Raw genomic sequence first — 16,813 nt, forward strand, 5'->3', positions numbered from 1 at the left:
GTTAAAGGGACAAAAGCTTTTCCACTTTGTCCCCTTTATCATTAAATATCAAAATCTTTCTCATACAGGATAATTCTATTCTGGTCATCAGTACGTTTACCCGACATTTTCCGGCCAAACCTTCTGGTTCCTCTTCCGGCTCTGGCAATCGCTTTATCAACCATCGATTTTACCTTGCTTATGGTCATAGGTTCATTCTCAGTCTGATTATTGCCAATCAGAGTGTAAAGTGCCAGAACTCCCATCTCATCCATCTTATAACCACTTTCTCTGGCATAAGTTCTTGCGAAAGTAACCAGTTCATCATTGGTAAATACAGGAATAGATATAACCGTCTCAAATTTTTTCGCAAATTCTGGGTTGTTGCGGAGCAATCCACGCATACTGGTCTTTTCATCCTCTAAAATCACAATCATACTGTCCGTCCTGAATTCCATTGCCTTATTTAGTTTCTGTATGATGTTGGGATATAAGAGTCCGGCACGCTCAATCAGAAGAAATCCTCCTGACATCTTTGAAACCACCGCCGCAGGATCCTTTTTATTCAAATCGGAGGCATCAATGCAGGCATACTTAGCTGCCGGCAGCCCCAAATCCTTGCAGATTGAGATAATTACACCCATTGATAACCGGGTTTTACCCGTCCCATATCCGCCCATAATGGCAATGTTTCCATGCTTGGACGTTTTCTCGCTTGCATGTTCATATACCCCTGAAAGTGCCTCCAGGATCTGCTGATCTATGCCGGGAACCTTGGCAAAATATGAAAAAATCCGCTTCTGCTCATCCGTAAACCGATCCGGATTTCCCTCGTTCAAAATCCTGATTCTGCGCTCCTCTGGAGTTTCTTCATGGAGTACTTCTTCGATAGACATCGGTACCGTATTTCCCGATGCCCCAAGACGCTTTGTCTCACTTTCTATATGTTCAGGAAGTATCTCCCGGGTTGCATCAGGTGCGTTCTCGCGAACCGGATCATAACGTTTTGTTCCGTCTCCCTCATCCGATTCTTCTACTCTTTCAATATCCGGCACCACAATGGTATTCAAAGACTCCTCATATGCACCATGGGGGGAATCCTGTATCATACTGCTCAAATCCGGCAATATCTGAGTTGTTGCATTACCAGTCTCTTTCTCCCCGGACTGTTTCAAAGCCGGTTCTTCTTCCTGTCCTTTGAAATCCCCGGTTGACAGTTCCTCAGAAAACTGACCCGCCGTTTCCTTCAGCAGAGCTTCCAAATCAAGCTCTTCTTCCGGTAAATTTTCCTGTGGTATTTTTTTATCCAGTTCAACTGTATATTCTGAATCATCGGAATATTTCTGCTTTCCGGATTCTGCCCTGGTCAGTATCTTCCCGGAGGATTCCGGTTCTATCCGGGCTTCCGCCTCCATCAGCTCCGGTTCCAGATCCTGTACAATGATTTCACCGGTATCTCCTCTGGATGCAGCAGCGTCCTTCTGCTGTTCCTCCTGGGGCAGCTTCAGTCCGGAAAACACCTCCTGAATACTCTTGGCAAGCTGTTCCTTCAAATCCACCGTCTTACCCAAAAACTCGGGCGAATTCACCGGCATGTAATCCAGTCCGGCTTCTCTGCCGGATTCTTCCAGCTTTGCCCTGTCATTATTAGCCTCCTGCGTAATGGCGGCTCCCGCACTGTCCATCTTCCGTAGCAGTTCTGCCGTGCTTTCCTTTGGCCGTTTTTTTACATTCTCCGGCGTTTTTCCCGCAGATGCCGCAGGTACTGTCTGTGGTATTACAGTTGCCTTCTTTCTGATCTCACTGTTATACTTCTGTTGCTGTGAAGGTGACAGAGGTTCATACTGCATCTTAAGCTGCATGGCCTTCATCACATATCTGCCTTCGGCGAACCAGAGAATCAGGTCATCGCAGGTCTCCACACACTTATCCTGCTTGCCTGCCTGACTATATAATCTTGCCAGCTCATATGCCCAGCGTTCTGTATATTCTCTTTCCCTGTAATCCTCAAGAATTGCTATCTGATCATCCAGAGGAGCGCGCTGCGCCTTATATATTTTATACTTTAATATGAATCTGGAGTTATCATTGGGGGCTGCATCCACAAATTGCGAATAATAGTCGGCTGCGTTTTCCGTCTCCCCAAGTTTCAGCGAAATCTCCACCAGGCGATACAATACCATCTTTCCAACCACGGAACGGCTGTGTGCCAGTAACAGAATCTCTTTACAGCGTTCATACTTTTTATTCACTTCATAAATATCAGCAACCATGCCGAGCGTCTTTATGCTCTTTACACGCCGCCAGTCGATACTGTCTGCAATCTGTAAAGCGCCTTGATAATCCTGCTTTTCCACCAGACTGGTCAGATCGTCTAACTTCATGCGATATTCTGTTTTATCCAACGTATTCACCTCGAAATTTATTCTCCCCAGAGTTGTTCATAGTTGAACTAATTTTAACACAACGATATCCCCTTGTCAAAATGTGATTTTATCCAAATGCCAGATTTCATCCACATACTGGGTAATCGTACGGTCAGAGGTAAATTTTCCTGATTTTGCAACATTTAAAATTGCCGTTTTTGCCCATCCGGTTTTATCCCTGTATCTGCTTTCTACCTGTTCCCCGGCAACTGTATAAGCCTTAAAGTCTCCCATAATAAAATACATATCTGCCGAAGCCCCGTTCCGGCTGTACAAAAGAGAATCATGAATATCCCGGAAGCAGTTTGTATCTCCATTGGAATATGTTCCACTGACCAGCTGGTCCACCACTTGGCGAAGCCCCGGGTCATGATTATAGTAGTCCATAGGGTTATAGCCGCCATGGTTTTCATAATTGATAACTTCCTCTGCGGAAAGGCCGAAAATTACTGCGTTTGCTTTTCCTACCTCCTCCACGATTTCCACATTGGCACCATCCATGGTCCCTACTGTCAGTGCACCGTTCAGCATAAATTTCATGTTTCCCGTACCAGAGGCTTCCTTGCTGGCTGTAGAAATCTGTTCTGATACATCCGCAGCAGCAAAAATCAGTTCCGCATTACTTACACGATAATCTTCTATGAATACAACCTTAATCCTCCCATTGATGGCAGGATCATTGTTCACCACATCTCCCACGCTGTTGATCAGCTTAATAATCGATTTTGCACGTTCATAGCCCGCACTCGCCTTGGCTCCGAATATAAATGTCCTGGGATAGAACGGCAAATCCCGATTTTCCTTCAATTTATTGTAAAGATACATCACATGAAGGATATTCAATAGCTGACGCTTGTATTCATGAAGACGTTTTACCTGAACATCAAAAATCGAATTGGGGTCCACCTCAATCTGATTGTGTTCCATAATGTATTTTGCCAGACGAACTTTATTCTGAAATTTAATATCCATAAATTCCTTCTGCGCCTTTGCATCGTCAGCTAAATCCTCCAGCTTTTCAATCACCGGAAGCCTGGTAATCCACTCCTTCCCCACATGAGCAGTCACCCAATCTGCCAGAAGTGGATTTCCGTGCAGAAGAAAACGTCTTTGGGTAATACCGTTGGTTTTATTATTAAATTTATCCGGCATCATTTCATAAAAGTCTTTCAGCTCCTGATTCTTCAGAATATCTGTATGGATCCTGGCTACGCCATTAACAGAGAAGCTGCCCGCTATGGCAAGATGCGCCATACGAATCTGTCCGTTATAGATGATCGCCATCTTTGCGACTTTGTTTTCATTTCCCGGATACAGAGCACGAATCTGTTCCACAAACCGGCGGTTAATCTCCTCCACAATCTGATAAACCCTGGGAAGCAGGCGTGAAAAGAGATCTACGGGCCATTTTTCCAACGCTTCTGACATGATCGTGTGGTTTGTATAGGCACAAGTATGTGTGGTCACATCCCAGGCTGCATCCCAGGTCAGCCCCTCCTCATCCATAAGGATGCGCATCAGCTCCGGCACTGCTACCGTCGGATGCGTATCATTTAACTGGAACACTACTTTTTTATATAAATCTCTCAAATCATTGTGCTTCTTTTTATACTTCTTCACTGCGGTCTGCAGACTGGCGGAAATGAAGAAATACTGTTGTTTCAGCCGTAGTTCTTTTCCAGCCATATGGTTGTCATTCGGGTACAGCACTTCTACGATTGTCCTGGCCAGATTCTCCTGCTCCACAGCTTTATGATAATCGCCTTTGTCAAATGAATCCAGCTGAAAATCATTGACAGCCTCAGCATCCCAGATGCGCAGCGTATTTACTATGCCATTGTCATAACCAACAATGGGCATGTCATAGGGGATAGCGCGTACAGATTGATAGCCTTCCTGAACAAATTCATTTCTGCCGGTTTTTTCACTGTACTGCACCCGCACATAACCGCCAAATTTTACCTCTTTTGCGTACTCCGGGCGGCGCAGTTCAAACGGGTTTCCGTCTCTTAACCAGTTATCCGGCACCTCCACCTGGTATCCATCCTTTATCTGCTGCTTAAACATGCCATAGCGGTATCGGATTCCACAGCCATATGCCGGATATCCCAGTGTTGCCAGTGAATCCAGGAAGCAGGCTGCAAGGCGGCCAAGACCGCCATTGCCCAGGGCAGGATCCGGTTCCTGGTCCTCGATGGCGTTTAAATCAAGTCCCAATTCCTCCAAAGCTTCTTTAACCTCTTCATAGGCCGTCAGATTAATTAGATTATTACCTAACGCACGCCCCATGAGGAATTCCATGGAAAGGTAATAAACGATCTTGGGATCTTCCTCTGTGATTCGTTCCTGTGTCTTCATCCAGTTATCAATGATGACATCTTTCACCGCATAGGATACAGCCTGAAATATCTGCTGAGGCGTTGCCTCTTCCAAGGGCCTGCGATACAAATTTTTTATATTCTCTACGACTGTTCTTTTAAAAGTCTTCTTTTTAAATTCAAGATATAACAAATTTACTTTCCTCCCTGTTCTCCCGGCTTCCTCTGCGTCAGTAATCCCCTTGGCTGTCTGCGGGTTTTTCTGGTATGATGTTTGCATACCTACGAATTGTTACGCACTTCGTGGTATCATACTCTCTTTACGGCTAAAGTTACCCTTTCCGTGTTAATATTCCATTCTTTTTCAAATCCTTCGGTCCGGTCCGTGATTAGCTCCTCCGCCAGTACCTCTGAGGCTATCAGATTTCCATGCTTTTCAACAATTCCTTTGATTACCTGATTGTCTTTCACATAAACGCGGATTTTATCCATCACCTCGAATCCGGCTTCTTTACGCATGGTCTGAATTTTACTGATAATCTCCCGTACAAAACCTTCTTCAACCAGTTCAGGTGTCAGATTCGTATCCAGAACAACGGTAACTCCATTATCTGTCTCACTGTAATAACCCTCCATCTGTGCGGTCTCAATCAGCAGGTCCTCCTGTAATAATATGACAGAAGTTCCTTCAATATTAAGAACCAGCTGCCCTGAGCTTTTTATCTCGCGCATGGCTTCATTGCCGTCAACACTGGAAAGGGCTGTACGGATACCATTTAAAAGTTTTCCGAATTTGGGGCCTACAGTCTTTAGCTGTGGTTTAAAGCTATAGGTGATAAACTCCGAAATTTCATCGGTAAATACCACTTCCTTGATGTTCAGCTCCTCCTGAATAATCTCTTTGTAAAAGTCTGTCAGGGACCAGCAGCTCTTCACATACATCCTGCTGATTGGCTGGCGGTTTTTCATATTCGCAGTGTTTCTGCAGGCACGTCCCATAACAACGATTTCCAACAGATGCTCCATATTATCCTCCAGCTCACGGTCAATCCACTCCTCATGAATCCGCGGGTAATCGCAGAGATGGATGCTTTCCGGTGCAGTTTTATCAACGCTGCAAACCAGATTCCGGTAGATATCCTCCGTCATGAATGGAATCATGGGCGCTGCTGCCTTGCAAAATTCAACAAGTGCAGTATATAAAGTCATATAAGCATTGATTTTATCCTGCTCCATACCTTTTGCCCAGAAACGTTCACGGCTTCTTCTGACATACCAGTTACTCATGTCATCCACAAAGGACTGCAGGGTTCTTGCGGCTTCTGTGATTCGATAATTGAACAGGTCTTCATCCACCTCTTTAATCGTGGAGTTCAGGCGGGATAAAAGCCACTTATCCATAACCGACAGTTTCTCATACTCTAACCGGTATTTTGATGCATCGAATGAATCGATATTGGCATACAACACAAAGAATGCATATGTGTTCCACAAAGTTCCCATAAACTTTCGCGAATATTCGGAAACTGCTTTCCCGTGGAAACGGTTCGGCAGCCACGGAGCACTGTTTATATAGAAATACCAACGGATAGCGTCTGCACCATAGGTATCCAGCGCATCAAAAGGATCTACCGCATTTCCCTTGGATTTACTCATCTTCTGACCATTCTCATCCTGCACATGGCCCAAAACAATTACATTCTCATAAGGTGCCTTGTTAAACAGCAGCGTGGAGATTGCAAGCAGGGAATAAAACCATCCACGGGTCTGATCTACCGCTTCTGAGATAAACTGAGCCGGAAACTGCTTCTCAAACAGCTCTTTATTCTCAAACGGATAGTGATGCTGTGCAAATGGCATGGACCCGGAATCAAACCAACAGTCAATTACTTCTGGTACCCTGTGCATTGTCTTGCCGCAATGGGGGCACTTTACGGTCACCTCATCAATATATGGACGGTGGAGTTCTATATCCCCCGGGCAGTTATCTGACATGGATTTTAATTCTTCTATACTTCCGATTGCATGCTGCTCCCCGCAATCATCACAAATCCATACATTAAGCGGTGTTCCCCAGTAGCGGTTACGGCTTAAGCCCCAGTCCTGTACATTCTCAAGCCAGTCGCCAAACCGCCTTTTCCCGATACTCTCCGGAATCCAGTTAATGGTGTTATTATTGCGCAGCAAGTCTTCCTTTACCGCAGTCATCCTAATGAACCAGGATTCCCGCGCATAGTAAATCAGGGGAGTATCACATCTCCAGCAGTGAGGATAATCATGTTCAAACTTAGGTGCATCGTACAGCTTGCCTTCACTGTCCAGGTCTTTGATCACCAGCGGATCGGCCTTTTTCACAAAGGTCCCCTCGTATGGGGTTTCCTTTGTCATATCGCCTTTCCCGTCTACAAACTGCACAAAGGGCAGACCATATTTCCGTCCAATCCGGTTATCGTCCTCACCAAATGCGGGAGCAATATGAACGATTCCCGTACCATCACTCATGGTGACATAATGGTCACAGGTAATATAATGTGCTTTCTTTTTCTGCTTCGCAGCCTCTTCCCCCGCACAGGCAAATAGCGGTTCATATTCCCTATATTCCAGATCTTTTCCCTTATAATTCTCCATGACTTCATAAGCCGGTTCATCCTCTTTGGCCAGTCTGCCCAGTACTGTATCCAGAAGTGCCGCAGCCATATAATAGGTATAGCCGTCAGCCGCTTTGACTTTGCAGTAATTTTCGTCCGGGTTCACGCAGAGTGCAACGTTCGATGGCAGCGTCCAGGGTGTGGTTGTCCATGCCAGAAAATATGCATCCTCTCCTTTTACCTTAAATCGTACAATTGCAGAGCGCTCTTTCACTGTCTTATACCCCTGTGCTACCTCCTGTGAAGAAAGCGGAGTTCCGCAGCGCGGACAGTAAGGAACAATTTTAAATCCCTTATACAGCAGACCCTTTTTCCAGATTTCTTTCAATGCCCACCACTCGGATTCGATGAAAGAATTTTCGTAGGTTACATAAGGATGCTCCATGTCGGCCCAGAAGCCCACCGTACCGGAAAAATCCTCCCACATACCTTTATATTTCCAGACACTTTCCTTACATTGCCTGATGAAAGGTTCCATACCATATTGCTCGATCTGCTCCTTTCCGTTGAGACCCAGCTTTCTCTCCACTTCCAGCTCGACCGGCAGGCCATGGGTATCCCATCCGGCCTTTCTCGGCACCTCGTAGCCCTTCATGGTGCGGTACCTCGGGACCATATCCTTAATAACGCGGGTCAATACGTGGCCGATATGCGGTTTTCCATTGGCAGTCGGAGGACCGTCATAAAAAGTATACATCGGACTTCCTTCCCGCTCTTTCATGCTTTTTTCAAAAATCTGGTTATCTTCCCAGAATTTCTCTGTTTTCTTTTCCCTCTCTACGAAATTCAGATTCGTATCGACTTTTTGATACATGTTTATTTCCTCCTTTATAAGATAAGAAAAGGCACCCGTCCCGTAAAAGGACGAATGCCATAAATCATTCGCAGCCACCTGTTACATACAATCATATGCATCCCTTCTAACGCCGGGACTGCGTCCTCACTTAATTATGGAATATGTCCACGTTCGGCTTGGCAACTCGGAAGTGATCTTCTGCTGTTACTACTGATACCGGACTCACACCCTCTCCGGTTCGCTGGAATGTTTGTAGCAGCCTACTGTCTTCGTCATAGTTTTTCTGTAAATCTGTAGATATCGTTAATTATGTAGTATGTAAAAGAAAATGTCAAGGTTTATTCGAAAAGAATGGCTCATGATTACACCAGAATAACGTATCCCACCCCTTGCTCTTTTGCATTCCCAACTGCCAGGTCTCAATAAGTTCTTTAAGCATCCTTTTGTCCGGCGCCATCAATCTCCATTTATCGTTATCTTTACCCTGTAAACGAAGATCAAAAACCAATACATCATAACCAATATCAAGCCAGTGAAGGTATAGAAAAGGCTGTTTCTTTGAACTACGGTAACCGTGAGTTGTCACAATACAGTGCTTATTACCAGGGGCAGTAGAATAGATATGCCAGCCATAAATAGCTGTATTATCCAATCCTTTAAAAATTAACTTATCTACTTTTTTATTTCTGTAGCAGTAGTCCGTTTTAATTTAAATATTCTCTTGGCAGTTTGTAATGCATAAAATGACCTCCTATTATAAAAATAAACGCAAAAAAAAAGCAAAACATTTAAGTTTTGCCTTTTCAGTAACAACTTAGGTTGAGTATAGAGTACATTGCCATCTTTGTCAATGGTTTTGGTAAAAATATATAAAAATTATATAACTGTCACAAAAATAGTACATCTGATATCAGCCATTCTTCTTTGCACGCCTTCTGATAACTACGGCTTCCTTCCGCTTTTTAACCTCTTCCGCTTCAATCTCACTGCTGACCTTAATCGTTTTAACTACGAAGAATCTTCCTTCGTCGGTTTTCTTCATGCGGATTTTACCTTTTACATATCCATGTTCAGGACAAAATGCCACACAATAGTAATTTTTTGCATTCACAGAAAACCACCTGATTTTCTTTCTGGCCAGTTTTTCACACCGGCAGCACTGAACCACTGTCACCTCTTTATCCGCCAACGCTTCTTCCTTATTGGAAAATTCTCTGGAAATAAATTTAGAGTAGCCATTATAAATAGCATGGATCTCTTCGATCTTAGTCTTTGGGTTCTGATAGGCATCAATGGAATCATAGGCATATACAACATCCCAGTTAATCATCTGGAAAATCTCCGCTGTATAATACGCGTCTGACAACGCCTGATGAAAATCTTTTTCCTTATCCAGCTGCAGATAATCAATCCCATATTCCAGAGAGCGCCGGGTCTTGGTAGTCTCATAATTAACAGCAAATAATTTCTGCACGTCGTAAAAATGCAGGGGTCCTTTCAAAAGATTCAGAACTCCATAGTACTTCATATTCCTTTGAAGTTCCGTTAAATCAGACGCCCCCCATGTGCAGAAGACCGCCGCCGATCCGGCCCATTTCAGGAACTTCTTAACTGCATCAGAAAATACGGCTCCATGTGCAAGCTCCTCTTCCGTCTTCTTCACAATCTCTTTGGTGCGGAAATGAAGTTTCGGATAAACCACAGGCTTTACCATACAATGAAATTTATCGGTTATCTTTCGTTCACTATTTAATTTTATGGCTCCGATTTCAATAATCTCAAAAGGGAGCAGCGGAACCTCTCTGTCTTTCCCCTCTGGGCATTGGTTCCATTCCAGGTCAAATACTATATAATCCATAGAGTGAATTATACCATGATTCTTTTTGAAATGGAATCTTATCTTTGTTGACAACTCACCCTTTTTCACCCATAATTAAGTAAAAATAAGATCAGTCACAACGGAAGGTAATCTATATGAATGATTCAGAATTAGCCAAAGGTCAGACGGCCCCCCTTGATAAAAACATTTTCCTGATCGGTTTTATGGGTACCGGTAAGAGCGCCGTATCCGCTCATCTAAGTTCATTGTATAGGATGGATATTGTGGATATGGATCAGATAATAGCCAGGCGTGAAGGAATGAGCATCCCTGATATCTTCGACACGCACGGGGAAGAATATTTTAGGGATCTGGAGACGGACCTGTTGATTAAAATGCAGACACGAAAGAACACGATTGTATCCTGTGGAGGCGGTGTCCCCTTAAGAGCGCAAAATATAGCAGAAATGAAAAAAAGCGGCCGCATATTCCTGCTCACCGCCACTCCGCAGACAATCCTCGAGCGAGTGAATAACAACGATGAACGACCGCTTCTAAGCGGAAATAAAAACCTCGAATTTATAGAAAAACTAATGGAAGAAAGACGTTCAAAGTACGAGGCCGCCGCTGATGTCATCATTCATACGGATGAAAAATCCATATCTGAAGTATGCCGGGAAATCCTGGAGCATGTTTGAAAATTCATTGCTCCAGTCTACATGCTCCGATACACGGTTAAATAGTCCATTCCTTCTATTTACAATGCATCTCCCCGCTCATTCACGAGACGATATCCTGCTGATTCTACTCTCCGTGAAAGACAGCCTCTACACTCTGCGGCCTCTTCTCCTGTGCAGATTTTGTTATCATATAAATCATATTGCTTTCTGTTCTTTACCGGTGAAAGATTCGGCATCACAACATTAGCCCCCGCCTGAAGGCCTTTTTCTCTTCCCCGTGGATCCAGCGTTCCTAACGCAGTTGTGGCAGGAAGCAGCACTTTAGGTAGAAGAATCCGGATTACTGACAGGAGAAATAACGTCATCTGCACACCCCCTGCCTTTTCCCTCGCATATCGGGTTTCATGATGCGGAATAAACGGACCGATTCCCACCATATGTGGACTTAAGTCTTTTAGGAAAATCAAATCCTCTGCGAGATTTTCCACGGTCTGTCCCGGTGAACCCACCATAAAACCGGCACCAACCTGATACCCCAATGCTTTCAAATAGTACAGGCATTGTTTCCGGTTCTTAAGGCTCATCTCCTCCGGATGCAGTGTTTTATAATGCTCCTCATCAGCGGTTTCGTGTCTTAAAAGATATCGGTCGGTCCCTGCTTCCTTGAATTTTCTGTAACTTTCACAGGACTTTTCGCCTACAGATAATGTGAGTGCACAATCAGGATATTTCGCCTTAATGGCCCGGATAATTTCCACTAACCTGTCATCGGAAAACCAGGGGTCCTCTCCACCCTGCAGCACAAAGGTACGAAATCCCAGTTCATAACCGTTTTCACAACAGTCCATTATTTCCTGACAGGTCAGTCTGTACCTGCTTGTATATTTATTATCCCTGCGGATTCCACAGTAATAGCAGTTGTTCCGGCAATAGTTTGTAAATTCAATAAGCCCCCTGGTATAAACTTTATCTCCGTAGTAGTGCTTTCTTAATCTCACTGCCTCTTCGGACAGTTTTTCCGATACAGAACAGTCGGATGAGCATCTCAGCAATTCAATATATTCCTTCCTGGTAAGCGCATGCGTCCCGATAAACTTTTCTACTATATCCATATATTTTCACCTTGTCAGAAGCCGAATGTCAAGTCCTTCACCACTTCCCCCGCGATAATAAGACCTACTGCTGCCGGTACGAATGCATTACTCCCCGGCACCTGTCTGCGCTGTGTACATTTTCGGGCGGTTCCCGGCGGACAGATACAGTGCGCGCGGCAGCTGATTGCCATATCATCTATTGGTGTCATCGCCTTTTCCCTTGAATACACAACCTTCAGCCTGGGGATTCCCCTTTTTTTCAATTCTCTTCTCATAACCTTCGCCAAAGGGCAGACGGACGTGTCATATATATCTGCAACCATAAATGCCGATGCATCCATCTTATTTCCCGCTCCCATGGAACTGATGACAGGCGTATGGGTTTTATCGGCCTGTTCCACCAGCATGAGTTTCCCCGTCACGGTGTCAATTGCGTCCACAACATAATCATATTGGGAGAAATCAAAGGCATCCGCCGTATCCGGGACATAAAATGTTTTATACGTATTCACCACGATATCCGGATTAATCTCCAGTGCACGTTCCCTGGCAACATCGACTTTATACTTACCTACCGTCTTTCTCGTAGCATGTATCTGACGATTTAAATTTGTCAGACAGATTTTGTCATCATCTATCAGATCCAGCGTTCCAATCCCACTCCGAACCAATGCTTCAACAGTATAACCGCCTACACCACCAATGCCAAAAACCGCTACTCTTGCATTTTTCAGACGTTCCATATTCTCCTGACCGAGCAGCAGTTCCGTCCTTGAAAACTGATTCAACATTCTGTATATTTACCTCTTTCTAATCTCATCAACTTATGGGAATCAAAAAGAATTTTGACCCCATGATACTACGGATTGTTCCGCACAAAAGTGGTATCATGTATTAGAATTATATCCCGTTGCAGAAAATCTGTCAATGAAGTGTCATTTCGTATTGCACCATACAAAAAGAACTGCCGCTTCGCAGTTCCTTTTGTATACTTTGTTTTCCTAATTTGAAAGTAAAGCCTCTATTTCTTCCTGAAGCTTGTCGGGTGTGCATCCGGGTGAAAACCGGCCGGCAACATTTCCTTCCCTGTCAATCAAGAATTTACCAAAATTCCACTTAATATCCTCCGGTTTTGCTTTATGATTAAACAATTTGGTGAGTTTATCAAACGCTGCCCTTTTATCATCCTCGGGAGCCTGCTGCTTCAGCCATACATAAAGCGGATCCGCATCTTTCCCATTCACATCAATTTTTGAAAACCTTGGAAAGGTGGTACTATAGTGAAGGGTACAGAACTCACCGATTTCAGCATCTGTTCCGGGTGCCTGTTCCTTAAATTGATTACAGGGAAAATCCAGAATTTCGAATCCCTGATCATGGTATTTTCTATATAATTCCTCCAGTGCCTTGTATTGAGGTGTAAGTCCACACTTCGTGGCAGTATTCACCACCATCAGAACTTTCCCTTTATAGCTGGAAAGGGAAACCTCCCCGCCATCCACACCTTTTACATTGAAATCATAAACAGTCATCTTTAAACCTCCTCGTATATAATGAATTTATTACCCGTGTATGATCTGCCGGGCAAATTTCCGTGCATTTTTCAAGTCCTTCTCATCCGGATGCCCCCGATGCAAAGCCGTGAACTGACCACGGCAATGAAACTCTTCTTCCGATACCTTTATCCCCCTTTCTTCCAGAAGTTTTTTCATCTGCGGATAAGCAGAAGTTTTTATAGCTGCCGTACTAAATACCACAACTTTTCCAACCGTGGAAGGATTCAGTGCTTCGATATATCTGCGTACAGCCTCATCTACTCCTGCTGCATACACCGAAGTGCCCAAAAATAATACATCCACTTTTCCTTCCGGTGGTTTCGGTATTGCTTCGGCTTTTACATGAACTTCTTCTGCAATTGCCTGTGCTACCTTTTTCGCATTGCCTCCGCGTGAAAAATAACGGACTGCACTTGTCACATGACTCTCTTCTTTCATTTTGCAATCATTCCTTTCTTATCTTATTTTTATCCTGTCCCTGGATTTTATCCAGAATTTTGTACATTTCCTGATACAAATATTGTGCTTCCTGTCTGTCCAGGGGAATACAGGAACCGACTTTCTCCGGGATATCTTTTGCCTCCTCCCGCAGACGCATCCCCTGTTCCGTGACCTTCACAACCACGCTGCGCCGGTCATCCGGCAGAGGAGAAAGAGAAATCAATCCTTTCTTTTCCAGCTTTTTCAAAAGTGGGGTAAGGGTACCCGTGTCCAGGTACAAGCGCCTCCCCAGTTCCTTGACCACAACTTCCTGTTCATCCCATACAACCATCATCACAATGTACTGGGTATAAGTCAGACCGATTTTATTTAAATATGGCGTATAAAGCCTTGTCACTTCTTTGGCTGCAGCGTAAAGAGGAAAACAGAGTTGATTTTCCAGCTTTAGCACATCATATTCATTCATAATGCACCTCCTTTAAAATACATTTTATGCAATTCATTTTATACAATGTATTGTATCACATCTTCCGATTTTGTCAACAGGAAAATTTTTATTAAAAAAGCTAACAACATAGATGATATTTTTAGTATATTTATTTTTTTCTTGTACAATATGTCAAACAGCGATACAATATATTTATGCGGCAGTTTTTTTTACCGCCGAACTGATAAAAAAGAGGAGGAATTCATATGCTGGATCAGTCATATTATGACATGGCAGATGAGGTAATTGGGCGCTACGGAAAGACAGTCGGTTCTCTGATTCCGATTCTGCAGGATATTCAGGGTGTATATCGCTATCTGCCGGGGGAATTGCTGACATATGTTGCCAGTAATCTTGGTATTACAGAATCAAAAGCATATAGTGTTGCAACATTTTACGAGAATTTTTCATTTGAGCCTAAGGGGAAGTATATTATTAAGGTCTGCGACGGAACAGCCTGCCATGTCCGTAAGTCCGTCCCTGTTCTGGATGCGCTGTACAAAGAGCTGGGATTAAGTAAAGATAAACGTACGACAGACGATATGCTGTTTACCATAGAAACCGTATCCTGTCTCGGAGCATGCGGACTGGCTCCGACGATGACCGTAAACGATGAAGTACACCCCAAGATGACACCTGAAAAAGCCGTTGCGGTAGTTCAAGAATTGGGAGGTGCAGCAAAATGATTTTAAAAAGCAGGGATGATGTAGTACAGCTTCATCAAGAGGAACTTGAAAAAATCAAATCCTACGATTGCCGGATTCTTGTCTGTTCGGGAACCGGCTGCGTTGCTTCCGGCTCGGAGAAAATCTATCGGGCCTTTGCAGATATTGTAAAAGATGAACCTGGAATCTCTCTGGAGTTTGCCCCTCATGATGAAAAGGCGCATGTGGGAATTAAGAAAACAGGATGTCAGGGTTTTTGCGAGTTCGGTCCCCTGGTACGCATCCAAAAAGGCAGTCACGTCATTCAGTATATTAAAGTCAAACCAGAAGATTGTCCCGTAATCTTTAATAAAAGTGTCAAACATGATGAAATAGTAGAAGACCTTTTATATAAACAAAAAGATAAAGTATATAAGCACCCGGAAGAAATTCCGTTTATTGCCAGGCAGACACGTATTGTACTGGAGAACTGTGGTACATACGATGCACAGTCCCTGTCCGAATATCTGGCCTCCGGAGGATTTTCGGCATTCTGTAAAGCACTGTTCGACATGAAACCGGGGGATGTGGTAGAAGAAATCGATAAATCCGGCCTTCGCGGACGCGGCGGCGGCGGATTCCCAACCGGAAGAAAGTGGAAGCAGGTCGCTGCTCAGGAGGAAAAAACGCGGTATGTAGTCTGTAACGGCGACGAAGGTGACCCCGGGGCATTTATGGATGGCTCTGTAATGGAAGGTGATCCATACAAACTGCTGGAGGGTATGATGATTGCGGGATATGCGGTCTCCTCTCAGGAAGGATATATCTATGTCCGTGCCGAGTACCCTCTATCTGTCGCAAGACTGCGTTACGCAATTTCCGAACTGGAATCCTGCGGACTGTTGGGTGACAATATTCTGGGAAGCGGTTTCTCCTTCCGGCTCCATATCAATCGCGGTGCGGGTGCATTTGTCTGCGGTGAAGGCAGCGCATTGACTGCCTCCATAGAGGGAAATCGCGGTATGCCGAGGACAAAACCACCGAGAACCGTTGATCAGGGTCTGTGGGGGAAACCTACCGTGCTGAACAACGTGGAGACCTATGCCAATGTCCCTAAGATTATTCAGAATGGTGCCGGCTGGTTTCGGACAATCGGTTCCGAGGGCAGCCCTGGAACCAAGACCTTCTCTATCACCGGAGCGATTGAAAATACCGGTCTGATTGAAGTCCCGATGGGAACCACACTCCGTGAGATTATTTATGATATCGGCGGAGGTTTAAAAGACGGAGCCGCATTTAAAGCCGTTCAGATCGGTGGGCCGTCCGGCGGATGTCTGACAAAAGATCATCTGGATGTAGGTCTGGATTTTGATTCTGTAAAAAAATATAATGCTATTGTAGGCTCCGGCGGGCTCGTTGTCATGGGCGAAGATACCTGTATGGTTGAGGTTGCCAGATTCTTCATGAGCTTTACGCAGCGAGAATCCTGCGGCAAATGTACTCCCTGCCGTATCGGTACGAAACGAATGCTGGAAACTCTGGAGCGCATCGTGGAGGGCAAAGGTGAGCTGGAAGATTTGGATCATCTGGAAAACATTGCATACTTTGTCAAAGAAAATTCCCTGTGTGGACTTGGTAAAAGTGCACCACTTCCTGTTATCAGCACACTGAATACATTTCGGGATGAATATATCGAACACATTGTAGACAAAAAGTGTAAATCACACACCTGTACGGCACTGAAGGTGTTTAAAATCAATGCAGATAAGTGTGTGGGATGTACAAAATGTGCGAGGAACTGTCCGGCAGATGCGATTACCGGAGAAAAGAAAAAAGTACATACGATTGATACAGCAAAATGTATACGCTGTGGCGCCTGCATGGAGGGATGTAACTTTGGTGCGGTATATGTTGATTAGATTGGA

13 protein-coding genes are annotated in these 16,813 nt (G+C 44.4%); 3 read left to right on the forward strand and 10 right to left on the reverse strand.

Annotated features, from left to right (window positions below):
- Positions 1–41: 41 nt before the first annotated feature.
- The 5 genes from KNL20_RS15545 to KNL20_RS15560 form a co-directional block, all read right to left on the reverse strand.
- Entirely contained in the window at positions 42–2,384 is a 2,343-nt protein-coding gene (locus KNL20_RS15545; RefSeq protein ID WP_230398607.1) for a P-loop NTPase family protein, read from the reverse strand.
- Between the two features lie 75 nt (positions 2,385–2,459).
- Positions 2,460–4,916, reverse strand: coding sequence for a glycogen/starch/alpha-glucan phosphorylase (locus KNL20_RS15550; protein WP_230398608.1), 2,457 nt, complete (start codon positions 4,914–4,916; stop codon positions 2,460–2,462).
- 116 nt (positions 4,917–5,032) lie between these two features.
- Positions 5,033–8,185: an isoleucine--tRNA ligase gene (gene ileS / locus KNL20_RS15555; RefSeq protein ID WP_230398609.1), complete on the reverse strand. Its 3,153-nt coding sequence runs from the start codon at positions 8,183–8,185 to the stop codon at positions 5,033–5,035.
- 313 nt (positions 8,186–8,498) lie between these two features.
- Positions 8,499–8,876 (reverse strand): acetylxylan esterase, encoded by a 378-nt coding sequence (locus KNL20_RS16405; RefSeq protein ID WP_408637516.1) that lies wholly within the window; start codon positions 8,874–8,876, stop codon positions 8,499–8,501.
- Between the two features lie 201 nt (positions 8,877–9,077).
- The gene (locus KNL20_RS15560; protein WP_230398610.1) at positions 9,078–10,025 is read right to left on the reverse strand and encodes a 3'-5' exonuclease; all 948 of its coding nucleotides are present in this window, start codon (positions 10,023–10,025) and stop codon (positions 9,078–9,080) included.
- Positions 10,026–10,141: 116 nt separating this feature from the next.
- Here KNL20_RS15560 and KNL20_RS15565 point away from each other — a divergent pair, with 116 nt between their 5' ends.
- Positions 10,142–10,684, forward strand: coding sequence for a shikimate kinase (locus KNL20_RS15565; protein WP_329957478.1), 543 nt, complete (start codon positions 10,142–10,144; stop codon positions 10,682–10,684).
- A gap of 59 nt (positions 10,685–10,743) precedes the next feature.
- Here the strand turns inward: KNL20_RS15565 and hydE are convergent, their stop codons facing one another.
- From hydE to KNL20_RS15590, 5 genes are all read right to left on the reverse strand, one after another.
- Positions 10,744–11,778, reverse strand: a complete 1,035-nt coding sequence (hydE, locus tag KNL20_RS15570) for a [FeFe] hydrogenase H-cluster radical SAM maturase HydE (RefSeq protein ID WP_230398611.1) — start codon at positions 11,776–11,778, stop codon at positions 10,744–10,746.
- A 14-nt stretch (positions 11,779–11,792) separates the two neighbouring features.
- Positions 11,793–12,551 carry a tRNA threonylcarbamoyladenosine dehydratase gene (locus tag KNL20_RS15575; RefSeq protein WP_230398612.1) on the reverse strand — a complete coding sequence of 253 codons (759 nt, stop codon included), beginning with the start codon at positions 12,549–12,551 and terminating at the stop codon, positions 11,793–11,795.
- Between the two features lie 210 nt (positions 12,552–12,761).
- Positions 12,762–13,292: a glutathione peroxidase gene (locus KNL20_RS15580; protein ID WP_230398613.1), complete on the reverse strand. Its 531-nt coding sequence runs from the start codon at positions 13,290–13,292 to the stop codon at positions 12,762–12,764.
- 30 nt (positions 13,293–13,322) lie between these two features.
- Positions 13,323–13,754 carry a flavodoxin family protein gene (locus KNL20_RS15585; RefSeq protein WP_230398614.1) on the reverse strand — a complete coding sequence of 144 codons (432 nt, stop codon included), beginning with the start codon at positions 13,752–13,754 and terminating at the stop codon, positions 13,323–13,325.
- 7 nt (positions 13,755–13,761) lie between these two features.
- Positions 13,762–14,223 carry a MarR family winged helix-turn-helix transcriptional regulator gene (locus tag KNL20_RS15590; RefSeq protein ID WP_230398615.1) on the reverse strand — a complete coding sequence of 154 codons (462 nt, stop codon included), beginning with the start codon at positions 14,221–14,223 and terminating at the stop codon, positions 13,762–13,764.
- A gap of 227 nt (positions 14,224–14,450) precedes the next feature.
- Between KNL20_RS15590 and KNL20_RS15595 the strand changes: the two genes are divergently transcribed.
- Both KNL20_RS15595 and KNL20_RS15600 read left to right on the forward strand, forming a co-directional pair.
- Positions 14,451–14,930 carry a complex I 24 kDa subunit family protein gene (locus KNL20_RS15595; RefSeq protein ID WP_230398616.1) on the forward strand — a complete coding sequence of 160 codons (480 nt, stop codon included), beginning with the start codon at positions 14,451–14,453 and terminating at the stop codon, positions 14,928–14,930.
- On the forward strand, positions 14,927–16,807 hold the full coding sequence (locus KNL20_RS15600; protein ID WP_230398617.1) for an NADH-ubiquinone oxidoreductase-F iron-sulfur binding region domain-containing protein: 1,881 nt from the start codon (positions 14,927–14,929) through the stop codon (positions 16,805–16,807). Before KNL20_RS15595 ends, KNL20_RS15600 begins: the two co-directional genes overlap by 4 nt.
- Positions 16,808–16,813: the final 6 nt, after the last annotated feature.

It is taken from the genome of Novisyntrophococcus fermenticellae (assembly GCF_018866245.1).
Classification (GTDB): Bacteria; Bacillota; Clostridia; order Lachnospirales; family Lachnospiraceae; genus Novisyntrophococcus; species Novisyntrophococcus fermenticellae.